The 17,850-nt window shown below is 33.4% G+C and carries 13 protein-coding genes; 2 read left to right on the top strand and 11 right to left on the bottom strand.

The genetic code is table 11. The features are described from left to right. Positions 1–9 precede the first annotated feature (9 nt). The 8 genes from FNW52_RS12075 to FNW52_RS12040 form a co-directional block, all read right to left on the bottom strand. Complete coding sequence (locus FNW52_RS12075; RefSeq protein ID WP_143377726.1) at positions 10–4,311, bottom strand: CusA/CzcA family heavy metal efflux RND transporter; 4,302 nt, start codon at positions 4,309–4,311, stop codon at positions 10–12. A 107-nt stretch (positions 4,312–4,418) separates the two neighbouring features. Then, positions 4,419–4,733, bottom strand: a complete 315-nt coding sequence (locus FNW52_RS21300; RefSeq protein WP_370511570.1) for a DUF6660 family protein — start codon at positions 4,731–4,733, stop codon at positions 4,419–4,421. Between the two features lie 86 nt (positions 4,734–4,819). Next, positions 4,820–5,356, bottom strand: coding sequence for a phosphatase PAP2 family protein (locus FNW52_RS12065; protein ID WP_185965968.1), 537 nt, complete (start codon positions 5,354–5,356; stop codon positions 4,820–4,822). A 97-nt stretch (positions 5,357–5,453) separates the two neighbouring features. Then, positions 5,454–5,936, bottom strand: coding sequence for an ABC transporter ATPase (locus tag FNW52_RS12060; protein ID WP_143377724.1), 483 nt, complete (start codon positions 5,934–5,936; stop codon positions 5,454–5,456). Positions 5,937–6,046: 110 nt separating this feature from the next. Beyond that, positions 6,047–6,838 (bottom strand): (Fe-S)-binding protein, encoded by a 792-nt coding sequence (locus FNW52_RS12055; protein WP_143377723.1) that lies wholly within the window; start codon positions 6,836–6,838, stop codon positions 6,047–6,049. An 87-nt stretch (positions 6,839–6,925) separates the two neighbouring features. Further along, on the bottom strand, positions 6,926–8,260 hold the full coding sequence (locus FNW52_RS12050) for a (Fe-S)-binding protein (RefSeq protein ID WP_143377722.1): 1,335 nt from the start codon (positions 8,258–8,260) through the stop codon (positions 6,926–6,928). 11 nt (positions 8,261–8,271) lie between these two features. Beyond that, positions 8,272–9,222: an MlaD family protein gene (locus FNW52_RS12045; protein ID WP_143377721.1), complete on the bottom strand. Its 951-nt coding sequence runs from the start codon at positions 9,220–9,222 to the stop codon at positions 8,272–8,274. Between the two features lie 259 nt (positions 9,223–9,481). Beyond that, complete coding sequence (locus FNW52_RS12040; protein WP_143377720.1) at positions 9,482–10,624, bottom strand: N-acetylmuramoyl-L-alanine amidase; 1,143 nt, start codon at positions 10,622–10,624, stop codon at positions 9,482–9,484. 133 nt (positions 10,625–10,757) lie between these two features. Between FNW52_RS12040 and FNW52_RS12035 the strand changes: the two genes are divergently transcribed. Beyond that, positions 10,758–13,421 carry a putative LPS assembly protein LptD gene (locus FNW52_RS12035; protein ID WP_370511569.1) on the top strand — a complete coding sequence of 888 codons (2,664 nt, stop codon included), beginning with the start codon at positions 10,758–10,760 and terminating at the stop codon, positions 13,419–13,421. Positions 13,422–13,802: 381 nt separating this feature from the next. Continuing rightward, the gene (locus tag FNW52_RS12030; RefSeq protein WP_143377718.1) at positions 13,803–14,183 is read left to right on the top strand and encodes a RidA family protein; all 381 of its coding nucleotides are present in this window, start codon (positions 13,803–13,805) and stop codon (positions 14,181–14,183) included. Positions 14,184–14,256: 73 nt separating this feature from the next. Here FNW52_RS12030 and FNW52_RS12025 read toward each other — a convergent pair whose 3' ends face one another. The 3 genes from FNW52_RS12025 to pfkA all read right to left on the bottom strand — a co-directional run bounded on the left by FNW52_RS12025 (position 14,257) and on the right by pfkA (position 17,546). Then, positions 14,257–15,108 carry an N-acetylglucosamine kinase gene (locus FNW52_RS12025; protein ID WP_143377717.1) on the bottom strand — a complete coding sequence of 284 codons (852 nt, stop codon included), beginning with the start codon at positions 15,106–15,108 and terminating at the stop codon, positions 14,257–14,259. A gap of 258 nt (positions 15,109–15,366) precedes the next feature. Further along, positions 15,367–16,371: a type I glyceraldehyde-3-phosphate dehydrogenase gene (gene gap, locus FNW52_RS12020; RefSeq protein ID WP_143377716.1), complete on the bottom strand. Its 1,005-nt coding sequence runs from the start codon at positions 16,369–16,371 to the stop codon at positions 15,367–15,369. 188 nt (positions 16,372–16,559) lie between these two features. Continuing rightward, complete coding sequence (pfkA, locus tag FNW52_RS12015) at positions 16,560–17,546, bottom strand: 6-phosphofructokinase (RefSeq protein ID WP_143377715.1); 987 nt, start codon at positions 17,544–17,546, stop codon at positions 16,560–16,562. Positions 17,547–17,850: the final 304 nt, after the last annotated feature.

Genomic DNA, 17,850 nt, shown 5'->3' with positions numbered 1-17,850 from the left:
CGCTGTATTTTATTTGTTTAATAAATATTGAATGTTGATTATCGTTTGATTGTAATTGTTCATTGCGGTCAAATAATCATTTTTGATTTTATTGGCATCTTTCAGGTTTTGGGTATATTCGATATAACCGATATCTCCCGATTTGTATAACCGTTGGGCAGAGATGACAATCGTTTCTGCCATTGGAATTCCCTCCGTTTTATAATAATTGAGTTGTCCCGAATACTGTTTTTGCAGTTGGTATTGTTGCAAATAGATCGTTGCTAATTCCTGTTGTGATTTCTCTAGTTCTTTTTTAGCGATTTCGGTTTCTAATTTTGCCACTTGTGTTTTTGCTTCAATTCCATTTCTGAATAATGGAATATTAATACCTACGCTTCCAAAATAAAACGGATTTTCTTTGTCCAAACTTTGTGCATTTACCCCAACATTGAATGATGGATTTGCTTTTGCCTTTTCTGATTTTATGGCTAATTCTTTCGCAATAATTTGCTGTTGCAAAAACTGTAAAACCGGATGTTTTTTAACTAATGTACTGTCTCTTAAATTAATTTCTGCCAAAGCTTCATACTTTACCGGTGCTTGGTAAACCGTATTATTTCCTGTCCATTTTTGCAATTCAACCAAATAAAAAGACACTTGGGTATTTACCTCTGCCAATTTCATTTTTAAATCTTTGTGCTGCAATGTGGCATTTATTTTTTCCAGTTTATTGCTTTCGCCTAGTTGAAATTTCTTGTCGGCATACTTTTCATAATCTGAAAAAATGTTATCTATCTCTAGTAACAAATTATACTGTTGCACATTGTAAATCCAAAAGAAATAGGCACTTGAAACATTTTTAATCAATTCATTTTTGGTTACAGCTTCAAATGATTTGGCAACAGTAACATTTTGATTCAAAAGATTTCTATCCGCTTTATTCGATAATTTGAAGCTTTGAGCCACTCCCACATTGTAATCAAACACTTTACTGTTCATCTGACCCAAATTGCTATTGATATTAAATGGGTCTAAAACTGTAGCTGTTTTTGTTAATGCTTGTTGTTGCTCTGTTTGCAAACTAGCCTGTTGCATTGTTGGATAATTTTTTAATGCAGATTGCAACGCATCATTTAATTGCAAAGGACTATTTTGGGCATTAGCATTAAAAGAATAAAAACTAAAAAGCAAAACAACAATGGATGCAATTTTCGGATTTATCTTTATTTTTTTTGAAGACATTACCAAATAATACAAAACGGGTAAAACAAATAAAGTCAGCAATGTTGAAGTTAACAACCCGCCAATAACCACCGTTGCCAATGGTTTTTGAACTTCGGCACCTGCACTTGTACTTAATGCCATTGGCAGAAAACCTAATGAAGCCACTGTAGCTGTTGCTAAAATTGGTCTCAATCGGGCGCTGCTTCCTTTGTAGATGCGTTGCAATAAATTGTCTTCGCCTTCTTCTTTTAGTTGATTGTAATAGCTAATCAGCACTATTCCGTTAAGAACAGCAACCCCAAAAAGAGCAATAAAACCAACTCCTGCCGAAATACTAAAATTCATTCCACGTATCCATAAAGCGAAAATTCCGCCAATAGAGGCCAAAGGAATTGCGGAGAAAATTATAGTGGCTTCTTTGAGAGAGCGGAACGACAAAAAGAGCAAAAAGAAAATAAGCAAAAGCGCAACAGGAACGGCCAATTGCAATCTTCCTTTTGCCTCCTGTAGATTCTGAAATTGTCCTCCATATTTTATAAAATAACCTTCTGGCAATTTTAGTTTGGCATCTAATTTCTTCTGAATTTCCAAAACCACACTTTCTACATCTCGACCGCGTACATTGGCTTCGATAACAATTCTTCGCTGTGCTTCCTCCCTACTTATTTGTGATGGCGCAGTTTTAAAAGTGATTTCAGCGACTTCGTTCAATGGAATTTGATTCCCTTTTGGAGTTGGTATTAACAATGATTTTAAAGCATCTATGTCGGTATTCTCATTTTTAGGAATACGAACGACCAAATCAAATTTACGCTCGCCTTCATACACTACCCCCGTTGTTCCCCCTGCATAAGCGGTATTCAAAATCCGGTTCACTTCGGCAACATTCAAACCATATTGAGCAATTTTATTTCGGTTATAATTTACTACCAATTGGGGCATTCCCGTAACTTGCTCTACTTTAATATCAGTCAAACCCTCTATTCCACTAATAATCGGAACCGATTTATTGGCTTCTGAAAAGAGTTTATCCAAGTCATCTCCAAATATTTTTATGGCAATATCCGATTTTACCCCTGCAATCAGTTCATTGAAACGCATTTGAATGGGTTGCTCAAACGATAAATTACAACCCGGAATTTGACTCAATTTTTCGTTCATTTTATCGGCTAAATCTTCTTTATTATTAGCTGTTGTCCATTCTTTTTTGTCTTTCATTACCATAATGATATCGGCGCTTTCGATTGGCATTGGGTCGGTTGGAATTTCACTGGTACCTATTTTACTAACTACTTCTTTTACTTCTGGAAATGTAAGTGCTAATTTTTCTAATTGAGTCCCTACTTGAATGCTTTGTGGCAAACTACTTCCTTGTCTAATGGTGTAATTCATAGCAAAATCACCTTCATCTAATTCGGGAATAAATTCGCCTCCCAATGAATTGAAAATAAATAATGAGGCAATGAATAAAAAAACTGCAATCCCTATAACTTCAAATTTTCTTTTTAATGCAAGAACTAAAACAGGTTGATACCAATTGTTCAGTTTTTTGATGAACCTGTCTGTAAAATTGGGTTTATTGCTAATCTTTTTACTTAAAAAAATGCTACTCGCCCAAGGCACATACGTAAGCGAAAGCAGTAACGCTCCTACAATTGCAAAACTTACCGTTTGAGCCATCGGCATAAACATTTTGCCTTCAACACCGCTCAAAACAAAGAGAGGAATATATACAATCAAAATAATAATTTGCCCAAAAATGGCACTACTCATAATTTTAGATGAGCTTTTAATGACTTCATGATCCATTTTATTTTGAGAGAGGGTATCATTCTTATAATGCTTTGAAAAAATATGCAAAGTGGCTTCAACAACAATTACGGCACCGTCAACTATTAAACCAAAATCTAAAGCACCCATACTCATCAAATTGGCGCTCAACCCAAATAGATTCATTATAATTATGGCAAAAAGCATCGCTAACGGAATTACAGAAGCCACAATTAAGCCAGCTCTCAAACTTCCTAAAAACAATACTAAAACTAATATTACAATTAAAGCCCCTTCCAATAAATTAGTAGAAACTGTACTAACCGTTTTCTCAATAAGTTTAGTTCTATCTACAAAAACATCAATTTTCACGCCTTTTGGCAAAGATTTTTCGATAGATTTCATTCTTTCTTTTACGCGTTCAATAACTCTAACGGCGTTCTCTCCTTTTTGCATTAGAACAACTCCTCCTACTGTTTCTCCTCTTCCGTTTCTGGTCATTGCTCCGTAACGAGGTGCAAATCCAAATTTAACTTCGGCAATATCTTTTATTAAAATAGGAACACCCGAATTATTTTTTACTACAACATTATTAATGTCATCCATGTTTTGGATTAATCCTTCGCCACGAATAAAATAAATATTGGGGCCTTTGTCAATATAGCTTCCACCTGTGTTTTCGTTGTTGTTTTGCAGAGCATCAAAAACATCAATAAGCGTAAGATTATTAGCAGCCAACCGTTCCGGTTTTACTGACACTTCATATTGTTTTAGTTTACCTCCAAAACTACTCACGTCCACAACACCAACGGTACCTAATAATTGACGACGCACAATCCAATCTTGAATCGTTCGCAATTCTGTAAGATTGTATTTATTTTCATAGCCTTTTTGGGGAACCAATACATATTGAAAAATCTCGCCAAGTCCAGTAGTTGGTGGCAATAATTCGGGCATACCATATTGCTTCGGAATATTATCCGTTGCCATTTTTATTTTTTCATCAACCCGTTGGCGAGCAATATTTACGGGTACATTGTCTTTAAAAACAATTGTAATTACAGACAAACCAGAACGGCTTGTACTGCGCAACTCAACCATATCCGACAACGATTTAAACTCGGTTTCTAATGGATACGTGATAAATTGCTCTACTTCTTGGGTAGCTAAATTGGGTGCATTGGTTATTACTTGCACTTGGTTATTGGTCACATCTGGCAATGCATCTACACTTAATTGTGTGAATGAATAGATTCCGAACAGGACAAAAATGGATAATAAAACTCCTGTAATCAGTTTGTTGTTTACTGAAAAATTAATGATTTTATGTGTCATTTTTTAAATATAATGAATGAGAAATCAGACCTGAAAAAGTCTATTATTTTGTGGAGAAGCCACAACTCTCTATCCTAATTTCCAATACTAATTGGAATTAGGTTTCATTATACTATCTGAGGGGGTTGCCAAATACTTCCGTAGAAATTGGAAGTAAGAACTGATTTGTATTCTGGAATACGATTTTCAACTTGCTTTTTGATAATAATAAAGCTAAAAGTAGAAATACTATTAAAAGCAAAGACTTGAGAACTACAACAATTACAAACGCAAAAAGGAGAACAAGCATCATTATCTTGATTATGTTCTGAACTACTTTTTACAATAACATTTTGAGACGAACTACTACCTTCCTTATCTGCGCAAGGCAAACAAGAAAGAAATAAAAAAAGAATTGATAATATAGTGCTAGTCCATTTCACAAAAGCAAAAATACGTTTTAAAATTAAAACAAAGTAAATTTTAAAACCAAAATATAACTAAACCGGATATATCGAAAATCAAACAATTACTCCCAAAGCTTTTTTTGATGAGGTGCTCTTTTCTTATTAATCCATTTATTCAATTTATAACACAAAAAAGCAGAACCACTACCAACAATTGCGCCTGCCAAAACATCAGTAGGATAATGCACGCCAAGATACATACGGGAATATCCAACCGCACCAGCCCACAAAAACGATGGGGCAATAACATACCATTTCGGGTAAGCCATACTCAATGATGTAGCTGTAGCAAAAGCCAATGAAGTATGCCCTGAAGGAAATGAATAACTAGATTCTTCTACAACGTTATCTATTTCAGGATAGGTAACATAAGGTCTATCTCTTTTAGTAGCACTCTTTAACACCAAAGTAACAAATGCCGAAGCAGCAAAAGTTTCTCCTATAAATAATGCTTTTTTCTTTGTGAGACTGTCTTTTTCGATTAATCCAACAGCATAAATAATAATAGGAGTTCCTATACTAATAGGCATAACACTATTTGTAATACCAACCATTCCAGATTCGATGTTAGTATTTCTGTTGCCATTAATCTTCTTCAAAAGATCAATGTCAGAATTTTGGGCATTTGAAATCGAAAAACAAAAAAACAGTAAAAAAAAAGAAAGAACTTTAGACATAGTGAATTTATAAATTAGTTTAAAAAAAACGACTATGCCAGCTATCCATAGCAGGGACTTCCCAAGATTCATTGAACTCTTCGATATTGTTAACCAAATTATTAAAGACAATTGTATTCTCGGTAACCGCTTTGTCTTTAACCATTTTCTTAAAATCAATCAAGGTCTTGTGAGCTATATGCTCTCCCAGTTTAAACGTTACATTCATTTTATCCAATAAATCTACACTGTACTTCTTTTCTAAGCTTTGAATAAATTCAACTGAGGAATCTATAGAACAACCCGTTGCTGCTTGCACATCTTGATTTACGGCAAGAATAATAAATCGATTGTACTTCAATAAATAAGAAGATTCTAGGCTAGTTCCGTGTGCCGCCCATTCGTTAAGGAATGATTTCAAATCAGTTTCGATTTCGGAAAACTCGGCATCCGAAAATTTTCTATTCGATTGATAAATCCAAATTCTAGATTCTTCGGGTAAATTTTCAAAAGGGACAAACATGGGGATTTATGATTTTAGATTTTAGTCCCGATAGCTATCGGGAGCAGATTTTAGATTTAAAAACCTGTAGTTTGCGCCTCACTTCTTTGGAGAGGGGCTGGGGTGAGGTTTTATAAATCTTGAGCGTTGGCAATTAACTCAGCGATGTCCATTACTTTAACATCACCTTCTCTTTCCTTGTTTTTAACACCGTCTGTCATCATGGTATTGCAAAAAGGACAACCTGCTGCAATGATGTCTGGTTTGGTTTCAAGAGCATCTTCTGTTCTTTCGACATTAATTTCTTTGTTTCCAGGTTCAGCATCTTTAAACATTTGTGCACCACCCGCTCCACAACATAAACCATTCGCTTTGGAACGTTTCATTTCAATTAATTCGGCATCCAATTTCTGAATTAATTCTCTTGGCGCTTCATAAACATTATTGGCTCTACCCAAATAACAAGGGTCGTGAAAAGTAATTCGTTTTCCTTTAAATTGTCCTCCCTCGATAGTTAATCGACCTGAATCTAATAATGATTTAAGAAATTCCGTGTGATGTACAACTTCATAATGACCACCCAATTCTGGATATTCATTTTTCAAAGTATTAAAACAATGCGGACAAGCAGTAACAATTTTCTTTGCTTCATAGGCATTAAGCACCTCGATATTCATCATGGCCTGCATTTGAAACAAGAATTCATTTCCTGCTCTTTTTGCGGGATCTCCAGTACAACTTTCTTCTGTACCAAGAACTGCAAAAGATACATTGGCACGATTTAATATTCGCACAAACGCTTTAGTGATTTTCTTTGCTCTATCGTCAAAACTTCCTGCACAACCTACCCAAAATAGAACTTCTGGTTGTTTTCCTTGGGCTAGCATTTCGGCCATTGTTGGCACTATTAAACTTTCTGACATAACTTTTTATGTTTTTTTGCAAAAGGCTCTAAAGTATCTATTTGCAAGTATTTTTATATTTTTATTTAAAAGAAAATCTTAACAAGACTAATTTTCATTTTTCCAGTTCAATCGATCTTGTTGACTGTATTGCCAAGGAGCACCATTGTTCTCAATATTGGTCATCATCGCATTTATAGGCATTGGCGCAGCACTTTGTTCCATAACAAGATAACGTCTCATATCCATAATGATAGAAAGCGGACTGATATTTACAGGACATTCCTCAACACAAGCGTTGCATGAAGTACAAGCCCACAATTCTTCTGGAGTTATATAATCATTTAATAATGATTTGTTATCCGGTACAAAGATACCTTTATTGGCATCTATGTTTTTTCCAACTTCCTCAATTCTATCTCTCGTGTCCATCATAATTTTACGAGGAGACAATTTTTTACCGGTTAGATTTGCTGGACAAGAAGATGTACAACGACCACATTCGGTACACGTATAGGCGTTCAATAACTGAACCCAATTTAAATCCTGAATATCGCTGGCTCCAAATTTACTAGGAACATCATTTTCTGAAACTGGCGCTGCCGCAAATGGGTCGGCGTTTGGATCCATCATCAATTTTACTTCGGCAGTTACAGAAGCTAAATTATCAAACTGTCCTTGTGGCTTTAAATTAGCGAAGTAAGTATTTGGGAAAGCCAATAAAATATGAAGGTGTTTTGAGAAATACAAATAGTTCATAAATACCAAAATACCAACAATGTGCACCCACCAGAATCCTTCATTTAGCAACATAACCAACTCATTAGACATTCCGTTAAAAACAGGTGCTATGAACTGACTAATAGGGAAAGATCCCGCTTTTATAAAATGAGAAAATCCACCAGGAACGTTTTGCAAATGCAAATCGGAGGCATTCATCAATAAAAACAAAGTCATCAAAGTAATCTCAAAATACAAGATATAATTAGCATCGCTTTTTGGCCAGCCTTTTAAATCAGAATGTATAAATCGTCTCAGCTTAACGACATTTCTTCTTATCAAAAATACTGTAACAGCAAATAAGACTAAAAAAGCCAATATTTCAAAAGAAGCAATTAAAACATCATAAACTACTCCTATAGAGGCAAAAATTCTATGGGTTCCGAATAAACCATCAATGATGATCTCTAATAATTCGATATTGATGATTATAAATCCAACATATACGATAATATGAAGCGCGCCCGCAACAGGTCTTTTTACCATTTTTGACTGTCCAAGCGCAATCATAGCCATATTTTTCCATCTTGCCTTTGCATTATCTTTACGATCTACAGCGACACCTAGATTTATATTTCTAATTATTTTCTTGACACTTGAATAAAAATATCCAAATCCGATGATCAATACTATGGCAAATAACACATTACTAAGATAACCCATATACTAGTTTTTTATTTTTTTATAGAATCGTTTGGTGTAACATAAGGTTTATTTTTCTTTCCGAAAACAGAAACATTTACATATCGTGTTGGATTTAATCGAACATCTTGTAAAAGCAAGTCCAATTCTTTTGAAGTTTTTTCTAAATTTTTATAAAGTGCTTCATCTTTAAGTAATTTTCCCATTGTTCCTTTTCCAGAATCTAAATCTCTCATAAGGCCATCCACTTTAGCTAAAGCGGCATTCAAATTCCTAACTGTTTTTCCTAAATCGGCTTTATTTAAGGAATCCGATATTTTAGAAAAGTCACTAGATACTTTATTAAAATTGGATACAACCCCTTTTAATTGTCCTTTATTTTCGTCCAAAATACTATTGGCGCTCAATGAAACTTTATGAAATTGCGCCATCGTTTCGCTCAACTCCGCCAAAGTCTTTTTTAAATCTTCTTGTCCTTTAGCGTCCAAAACAGTATTAAGCCCAGCAATTAATTGATCCGCACTGGTCAATACTTTTTCGACCTTAGCCGCAACAGGTGATAATTTTCCACCTAATGAATCCATTAAACTGGCTTGCGTATTACCTACTAAATAATCCCCGTTTTCTGCAATAGTTTTATCCTTAAAATTAGGGTGAACTGCTATTTGTTTACCTCCTATAAGACTCCCGTCATATAGCGTTGCTGTACTTGTTTTAGAAATAGGAAAATCAGTACTTAATTGCAATTCAACTAACAAAGTTCCTGTATCACTAATTGTTATAGTTTTAACCTTGCCAACAATAAGACCGTTTATCGTTACTGGAGCTGAAGGGGCTAATCCCTCTACATTTGAATACTCAACAAAAAATGTTTTATAATTATTAAATAGGTCTTTACCTTTTAGAAAACTGTACCCCCAAATGAACAATAAAATTGACGTAAGTACTAAAATGGCCGTTTTTATTTCTCTTGTAATTTTCAAAATTTATGTCTTTTTTTTTGCAAATCTAATATAAAATATTCGAAATTGTAATTATTATTATAACTATTCAGGTCGCAGTTTTCAGTCGCAGTCGCAGTTTTCAGTCGCAGTCATAGTTTTTTGTCTCAGTTTTCCGTCTAAAAAGGATATTGATTTTAAAAACACTTTCAAAACAGACTCTCTTTTTTACAAATATTGTTAAGAAAATGAATTGCAATGTTTAGTGACAACTCTGAAAACTGAGACTTAAAACTGAAAACTATTTAATCGCTTCTTGTATGCTTATTTTTTTTCCATTTTTATAGGCAATTAAAAACGCAGAATCATATCCTTTTGATTTAGCTTCTTTCAATTGATTTTTTGCTTCCATATAATCTGTTGTTTCTCCAAAAAAATATTTATAAATCTGATCTTCGTATAGCATTGAAACATTTTTTAATCCTTTAAAGTTTTTAGATTCTAAAGCGATCTTCTTTTTACTGGCCGATAACTGAACTTTATAAATAGATCCTAAAGTGTCTTTTATTATTATTGGAGTATTAATTTGAGAAGAGTCATTCACTTTAATTTTATTTTCAATGACATTTTGAGAAGGTTTTTCTTCTAAAAATTCAGCTCCTCCATCTCCAAAATATTCATTTTTATAACTTACAATAGCATCTGCAATAGATTTAGCAATATCATTTTGACCATTTTCGGATTCTAGAAAAACCACATCAATTGGACTAGAAACAAAACCTATCTCAATTAAAACTCCAGGCATTATAGAAGCATCTAAAACCCATAGTGGTTCTTGTTTTATTCCCCTTGATTTTATAGCTGAAGAGTTTGAGAAATTATTCTGTATTTTATTTGCAAGGTCGATGCTACTAGTTAAATTATTTTCTTGCACCATTTTCAACCCTATTAATGTTTCTGGGTTGTTTGGATCAAAACCTTTATAGGCTTTCTTGTAATTATCTTCTAAAAAAATCACGGAGTTTTCTGCTTTTGAAACTTCAAAATTCATATTTGCTCTTGACATACCCATTACATAGGTCTCACTCCCATTTGGTGTTGAACTCTTATTTGCATTACAATGAATGGAGACAAATAAATTTGCATTAGCACGATTGGCAATTTTTGCTCTTTCTCTAAGTTCTATGAATTCATCTGTTTTTCGGGTATATATCAAATCAACACTTGGATTTTGTTCTAATAATTTACCCACTTTTAAGGTGACTGCCAAGGTTAAGTCTTTCTCTTTATTGCCATTATACTTTGCCCCATCATCTTTACCGCCATGACCCGCATCCAAAACAACAATGAATTTGGAAGACGATTGTGCAAAACCTGCAAATGAAAAACTAAAAATTGCGAAAAATAAAGTTATAGTGACTTTAAATTTATTTTTTGAAAACATAATTCTAAAAGTTAATTTAATTATAAGACTTCCGTTATAAATTTATCATTTGATTATTTTTGACAAAAATTTATATGTAATTTTGACCCGCGAATACACAAGCCTTCATTTTACAAAAATAGCATTTAAACCTTTGTATACAAACTTATTTAATATCGTTTTACTATCATTTTTCCTGTCTTTAGGATCTAGTAATTTATATTCACAAGATATAAAAAAGGAAAAGCCCTCCATAACCACTAACAGACAAGGAGTTAAAACTCCTAACACTAAGAAAAGTGTCGATAAACCCGTGGTTGAAGTTAAAACTGACACGGTACGATTAGATACTGTTAAAGTCAAAAAAGGGTTTCTTGACAGCAAAGTCAAGTACAAAGCTGAAAACTATGTCAAAATAGATCAGAAGAAAAAACACATTACCTTATACGACAAAGCCGAATTATACTATCAAGATGTAGAATTGAAGTCGGGTATTATCGTTATGGATTACGAAAAAAACGAAGTTTATGCCGGTAGAATAAAAGATTCTTTAGGCAATTACACCCAATTTCCAAATTTTAAACAAGGTTCCAATGTTATAGAACCAGATTCTATACGTTTTAATTTTAAAACTAAGAAAGCATTAATCTGGAACTCAAGATCCAATCAAGGAGAATTTAATGTAAAAGCGGCTATCACCAAAAAAGAAAACGACTCTGTATATTTCCTAAAAGGTGCCAGATTTACAACCGCAAAAGACATTGATAATCCAGAATACTATTTTCAAACCAATAAAATTAAATTTACCCCAGGTAAAAAAATTGTAACCGGATTTACTAATATGGTAATTGCTGGTGTTCCTACGCCATTATTTCTTCCGTTTGCTTATTTCCCACTTTCAAAAGAAACAAGCACATCGGGGATTATCCTTCCTTCCTATAACGATTCTAATACCAAAGGTTTTTCACTCCAAAATGGGGGGTATTATTTTGCCTTGAGTGATTATTACAATTTGACATTAACCGGCGATTATTACACCAATGGAAGTTATGGTATAGCAGCACAATCATCCTACGCCAATAGATACCATTTTCAAGGAAACTTTAATGTTCGTTTTGAAAACAACATTACTAGCCAAAGAGGGTATCCAGATTATTCAAAGACCAAAATATACAACATTCAGTGGTCTCACTCACAAGATTCAAAAGCAAATCCTAATTCTACATTTTCAGCATCTGTGAATCTTGGTAGTAGTGCTTATTTTAAGAAAACCATAAACCAAATCAATGTTGGTTCCTCTTTAAACAACACTTTGAGTTCTTCTATATCGTATAGCACCGTTTTTAATTCAGTTCCTCAATCAAGAATATCCTTAACTGCAACGCATTCCCAAAATACGCAAACTAAAGAAATCAATATGACACTTCCTACCTTACAGTTTAGTGTAGATCGTATGTATCCTTTTGCATTAAATGATGGTGCGAAAAAAGGGTTTATCAAGAACATCAACTTGCAGTATAATTTAAACGGAAAAAACAGCTTTAAAACAACCGATTCTTTATTTTTCAAACCCGAAATGTTTAGAGATGCAGATATTGGATTTCAACATACTATCCCATTAAGTACCAACTTTAAGGTCTTTAAACATTTTAGCGTTTCTACCTCTTTAAATTATGAGGAAGTTTGGTATTTTAAGACTATTAACAAACGATATGATGAACAGGTAAATACTGTTGTAACAACAACCATAAAAGGCTTTGATACCTATAGAACCTACTCCTCTTCTACAAGCTTAGGAACAACTATATATGGTACATTTAATTTTGGCGACGATAAAAAAATACAATCCATACGACACGTAATGCGTCCGTCTATTTCGCATAGTTACACTCCCAGTTTTGAGAAATACTATGATACGTACGCCACCGATGCAAGCGGAACGATGCGAAAAGATTACACTCGATTTGAAGGAGGAATTTACGGTTCCCCTGGCATGAATAAATCTAATTTTTTGGGTATAAATCTTAGCAACACATTTGAAGCAAAAGTTACAGACAAGGACAGCACGAAAACAGAAGCCAAAAAAATCATGCTGCTAAACAATTTAAATTTGTCAACTAGCTATAACGTTAATGCCACTGAACTTGCGTGGTCTCCTGTGAGAGTTAGCGGTGGAACCCAATTTTTCGACAATAAATTGTCTGCCAATTTTGGTGCGACCTTAGATCCCTATGCTATTGACAATGCCGGAAAAAGAATTGATATTTTTAATATAAATAATGGTGGAAGCTTGTTTAGAATGACCAGTGCAAATCTAACCATGAATTATTCTATTGACAACAAAGGAACCAAAAAGGATAAAAACACTCAAAGTCTTAAAAACGGAGGACGAGGCGATGATTTATTTGGTTCGGACATTGATGTTGGGAGTGTTCGAAAAAGTCAATTTGAAAATGAAGATGAAGAAGATAAAATATCCGAATTCTTTAGATCAAAACTGCCTTGGGACATGACTTTTGCATACTCGCTTACTTATGGAAACAACAATAGAGAAAAGAAAATAATTGGAAATTCTATTATGATCTCTGCCAATGGAGACCTTACTCCCAAATGGAAAGCAGGAATTTCTACAGGGTATGATTTTGTACAAAAAGGAGTTACATTTACACAACTTCGATTTGAAAGGGATTTATTGAGCTGGAGAATGGATTTTAACTGGACTCCTTTTGGCGATAATGCCAGTTGGAACTTTTTTATCGGAATCAAATCTGGTATCCTTAGCGACATTAAATGGGAAAAAAGAAATCTTACTAATTAAGACTATATTCCAAGATTAACAGCATTTAATTTTAACCATATAAGAATATAAGGTCATTTAAGCTAGGATGTAAAAAACAATAGCTTATCTTTTCTTATATTCTTATATGGTAAATCTTTCGAGAGTGGTAATTTTTATTTTCTATAAAAGGAATATAAGTTGAAAATGCTGTTTTAGTAATGGACATGAAATAATGTCGTATTTCGATTTAATAAAGACCTCAATGCTTATTAAAATTTATCATTATAAAATACGACAACCTATTTTTCTTATTACTTATTATGGAATTTAGCAGAAAACATTAAAAATTTCCTCTTAACTGCGGGGATTTTTTTTCAATAATCGACAAATCATTTAGAGATAACCAATAACTTTGTATTTATGAAAAAAATAATTTACACCGAAAAGGCTCCAGCACCAATTGGACCTTATAACCAAGCCGTTTTAAAAGGAGATACATTGTACACTTCAGGACAAATTGCGTTGAATCCTGCAACAATGGAATTAGTAATTGAAAACATTGAAGTAGAAACCAAACAAGTGATGGAAAACATGAAAGCCGTTCTCGAAGCAGCTGGAATGACATTTGAAAACGTGGTAAAAACAACCATTTTCATTATGAATATGAATGATTTTGGGAGTATCAATGCCATTTACGGGTCTTATTTTGACGAAAAAACCGCTCCAGCACGTGAAACGGTTCAAGTGGCCTGTTTGCCAAAAAACGTAAATGTAGAAATATCTATGATTGCTATTTTTTAGTGATTAGTGTTTTTTAGTGTTCAGTTTTCAACAGTGTGGTAACTGAATACTAAAAAACTGAACACTGAAACTACTACACATTAGCGGCATGATACGCTATTAAACCATCTATAGGCCTTCTTAGAACATTACCCAGTTGTAATTCGTGTTTTTCGAAAATTTCGGCTAATTCATCTTTCAAGTAAAAAGCAATAGAACCTACAAAATGCACAGGAAGCTCTTTACAATTTTCAAATTGTTTGATATAATTTTTTATAAAAGACTTCATCCCTTTAAAAATTATTTTTTTACAAAACTCATTTTCTTTATTTTGGATTAAGAATTTTGCAAAAGTTGCCAAATAAGCATTTGGATTTGACTCCTTATATAATTTATTTTTAATAAAATCAGGATCAACGTTGTACTCTTTTTCAAAAAGTTCCGCTAATTCTTTTGGCATTTTATTAAAATAGTATTTTCTAATTAATTCTTTTCCAAAAACATTACCACTACAATCATCCATTACGATATACCCCAAAGATTGTACTTTTTGATGTAGCGCGTGTCCGTCAAAATAACTGCAATTTGAACCCGTTCCTAATATACTAACGATTGCTTTTTCACCTTTTGGAGTAGTTGCATAAACTGCTGCATAAGTATCCTCCTCAACCACAACTATGGCATTTGGAAAATAGACTTGAAAAAGCTGAGAAAGCATCAATTTCATTCTATCGGTACCACAACCCGCACCATAGAAAAATAAATGGGTAGTTGTTTTTTTATTCTGTAAAATATCAAATCGGTCATTTAATCGTTCTATTATTTCCTCTTCGTTGAGAATTTCTGGATTTAAACCTAATGTTTGTGTAGTAAACAAAACTTTTCCCTCTTCATCTATAGCAATCCAATCTGCTTTAGTAGAACCACTGTCAACTATTAATTTCATATGTGTTTTATTTTTTATGGTCGCATGGAATTGCTTCGCCTATTCGTACCGATAGCTATCGGTACTCGGGTCGCATATTACATTGATATTCCCTATCAATCAAGTCATGCTCACTTCATGTTTTTTTTTGGTTAATCTATTGTAAATCTTGTCGCTTTTCCCACATTAAACTCAACACTAAATTTGAATATTGTAAAATCGAACAAAAAATAAAATCCCATTAATGTTACCTAATGGGATTTTGTAAATTTAAAAAAATTATTTTAAACCTGCGATATGTACAGACAAATCAATTAATTTACTTGAATATCCGTATTCATTATCGTACCAAGATACAATTTTGAAGAAAGTTGAATTCAACCCAATACCCGCTAAGTTATCAACGATAGAAGTTCTTGGATCTGAAATAAAATCTTGAGAAACCACTAAATCTTCAGTGTATCCTAAAACACCTTTCATTGTAGTTTCAGAAGCTAATTTCATGGCAGCCATAATTTCAGCATAAGAAGTTTCTTTAGCCAATTTTACAGTTAAATCTACAACAGAAACGTCAGCAGTAGGAACACGCATAGACATACCAGTTAATTTTCCGTCTAATTCAGGAATAACTTTCCCAACCGCTTTTGCAGCTCCAGTACTTGATGGAATCATGTTGATTAATGCTGATCTACCACCACGGAAATCTTTTCTAGATGGACCATCATTTGTCATTTGAGTCGATGTTGTAGCGTGTACAGTAGTCATCAAACCTTCAACGATTCCGAAGTTATCATTTAATACTTTAGCAATTGGAGCCAAACAGTTTGTAGTACATGAAGCATTAGAAACTACTGTATCTGTAGCCAAAGCTTTTGTATGGTTTACTCCCATTACAAACATTGGTGCATCAGCAGAAGGCGCAGAGATAATAACTTTTTTTGCTCCTCCAGTAATGTGTGCATTTGCAGTTTCGATTGTGGTAAAGAAACCAGTACATTCAGCAACTACATCAACACCTACTTCATTCCATTTTAAATTTGCTGGCTCTCTTTCTGCTGTTATTCTGATATTTCTACCGTTAACAAATAATTTTCCATCTATTACTTCAACAGTTCCGTCAAAACGTCCGTGTACAGAATCATATTTCAATAAATAAGCTAAATGATCAACCTCTAATAAATCGTTTATTGCAACTACCTCTACATTATCTCTATTGAAAGACTCTCTAAAAACAATTCTTCCAATTCTTCCAAATCCGTTAATTCCTAATTTTACTTTTGACATTTTTGTTTAATTTTTTGTTATTGTTCAACTTAATTAAAGTCTAATTTCCTCACAATAAACTTCATCTTTTTTTAACTATTCTGTACTTCAATTTAGATGCCACGGTTTTTAATTTAAAAAAAAACTCACTTAAATCTTAAAAAATTAGTATCTTGCAATCTTAGCATCTACTGAATAGTTAGCATTTTTTATGTAGACATAATATCTGAAACCCTCAATAATTCTCTATCAATTTCAGTATGCCCTTTTATAGCTTGCTCCAATGGAGTAAGACCAATTTTATCACATAATATTCCAACCATATAATTTGATTTCCCTTCTAATAAGGATTCTACAGCTTTAACACCAAGACGACTCGCTAGAACTCGATCAAAACAAGATGGTGCACCACCACGCTGCATGTGTCCCAATACCGAAACACGAACATCATATTCTGGTAAATTTGACTCCACATAATCCTTAAGTTCAAATACTGATTTACCAATTTTATCTCCTTCGGCAATTACAACAATACTAGATGATTTTCCTGCTGCTTTACTTTTTCTTAGAGATTCTAATAATCGATCTAATCCTAAATCTTCCTCGGGAATAAGAATTTCTTCGGCTCCTGCACCTATTCCTGCATTCAAAGCAATGTGTCCTGCATCGCGTCCCATTACCTCAATAAGAAACAATCTGTTATGCGAACTGGCAGTATCACGAATTTTATCGATAACTTCTACAACAGTATTCAAGGCGGTATCATAACCTAGTGTATGACTGGTCCCAAATATATCATTATCAATAGTTCCAGGAATTCCAATTACAGGAAAGTTATATTCTGTATTAAATAACAATGCTCCAGTAAAAGATCCATCACCACCTATTACAACTAATGCATCGATTCCAGCTTTTAAAAGATTTTGATGTGCTTTTGCACGACCTTCTGCGGTTTTAAAATCAAGAGACCGAGCTGATTTTAATATAGTTCCACCTTTGTTTACAATATTATTTACACTTCGAGGTCCCATTTCTTTGAAATCCCCTTCTATCATTCCTTGATATCCTCTATAAATCCCGATACATCCAATAGAATGATAAGCACATGTACGAACAACTGATCTAATGGCGGCATTCATACCCGGAGAGTCTCCTCCAGATGTAAGAACACCTATCTTTTTTATTGTTTTTGACATTTTTTTAAGTATTAAATGGTAAAATTAGCAAACAAAATGAACTATGGCAGCTGTTCTTCTAACATTTTAATAAAGCTACTCTAATTCAAACGTTTTCGTTGATAAGTTTTTTTTTAAACAAAAAAACTTGAATTTTATTTGTGATTTTGAAGGAAAACCTACCATTTAATACCTCGGATTTTTAAAGGATTAAAATTTAATTTGCCTTCACACTGCATCTTTTACACACTTTTGGGAATATGTGTATTTTTTTAGCAAAATTTACTAGTATAAATTTTACTAAAATTAAAAAAACGCAATTAGT

Source organism: Flavobacterium sp. ZT3R18, assembly GCF_007097385.1.
GTDB lineage: Bacteria > Bacteroidota > Bacteroidia > Flavobacteriales > Flavobacteriaceae > Flavobacterium.
The sequence above is the reverse complement of the archived record's forward strand: the minus strand, read 5'-3'. Positions and strand labels throughout refer to the sequence as shown.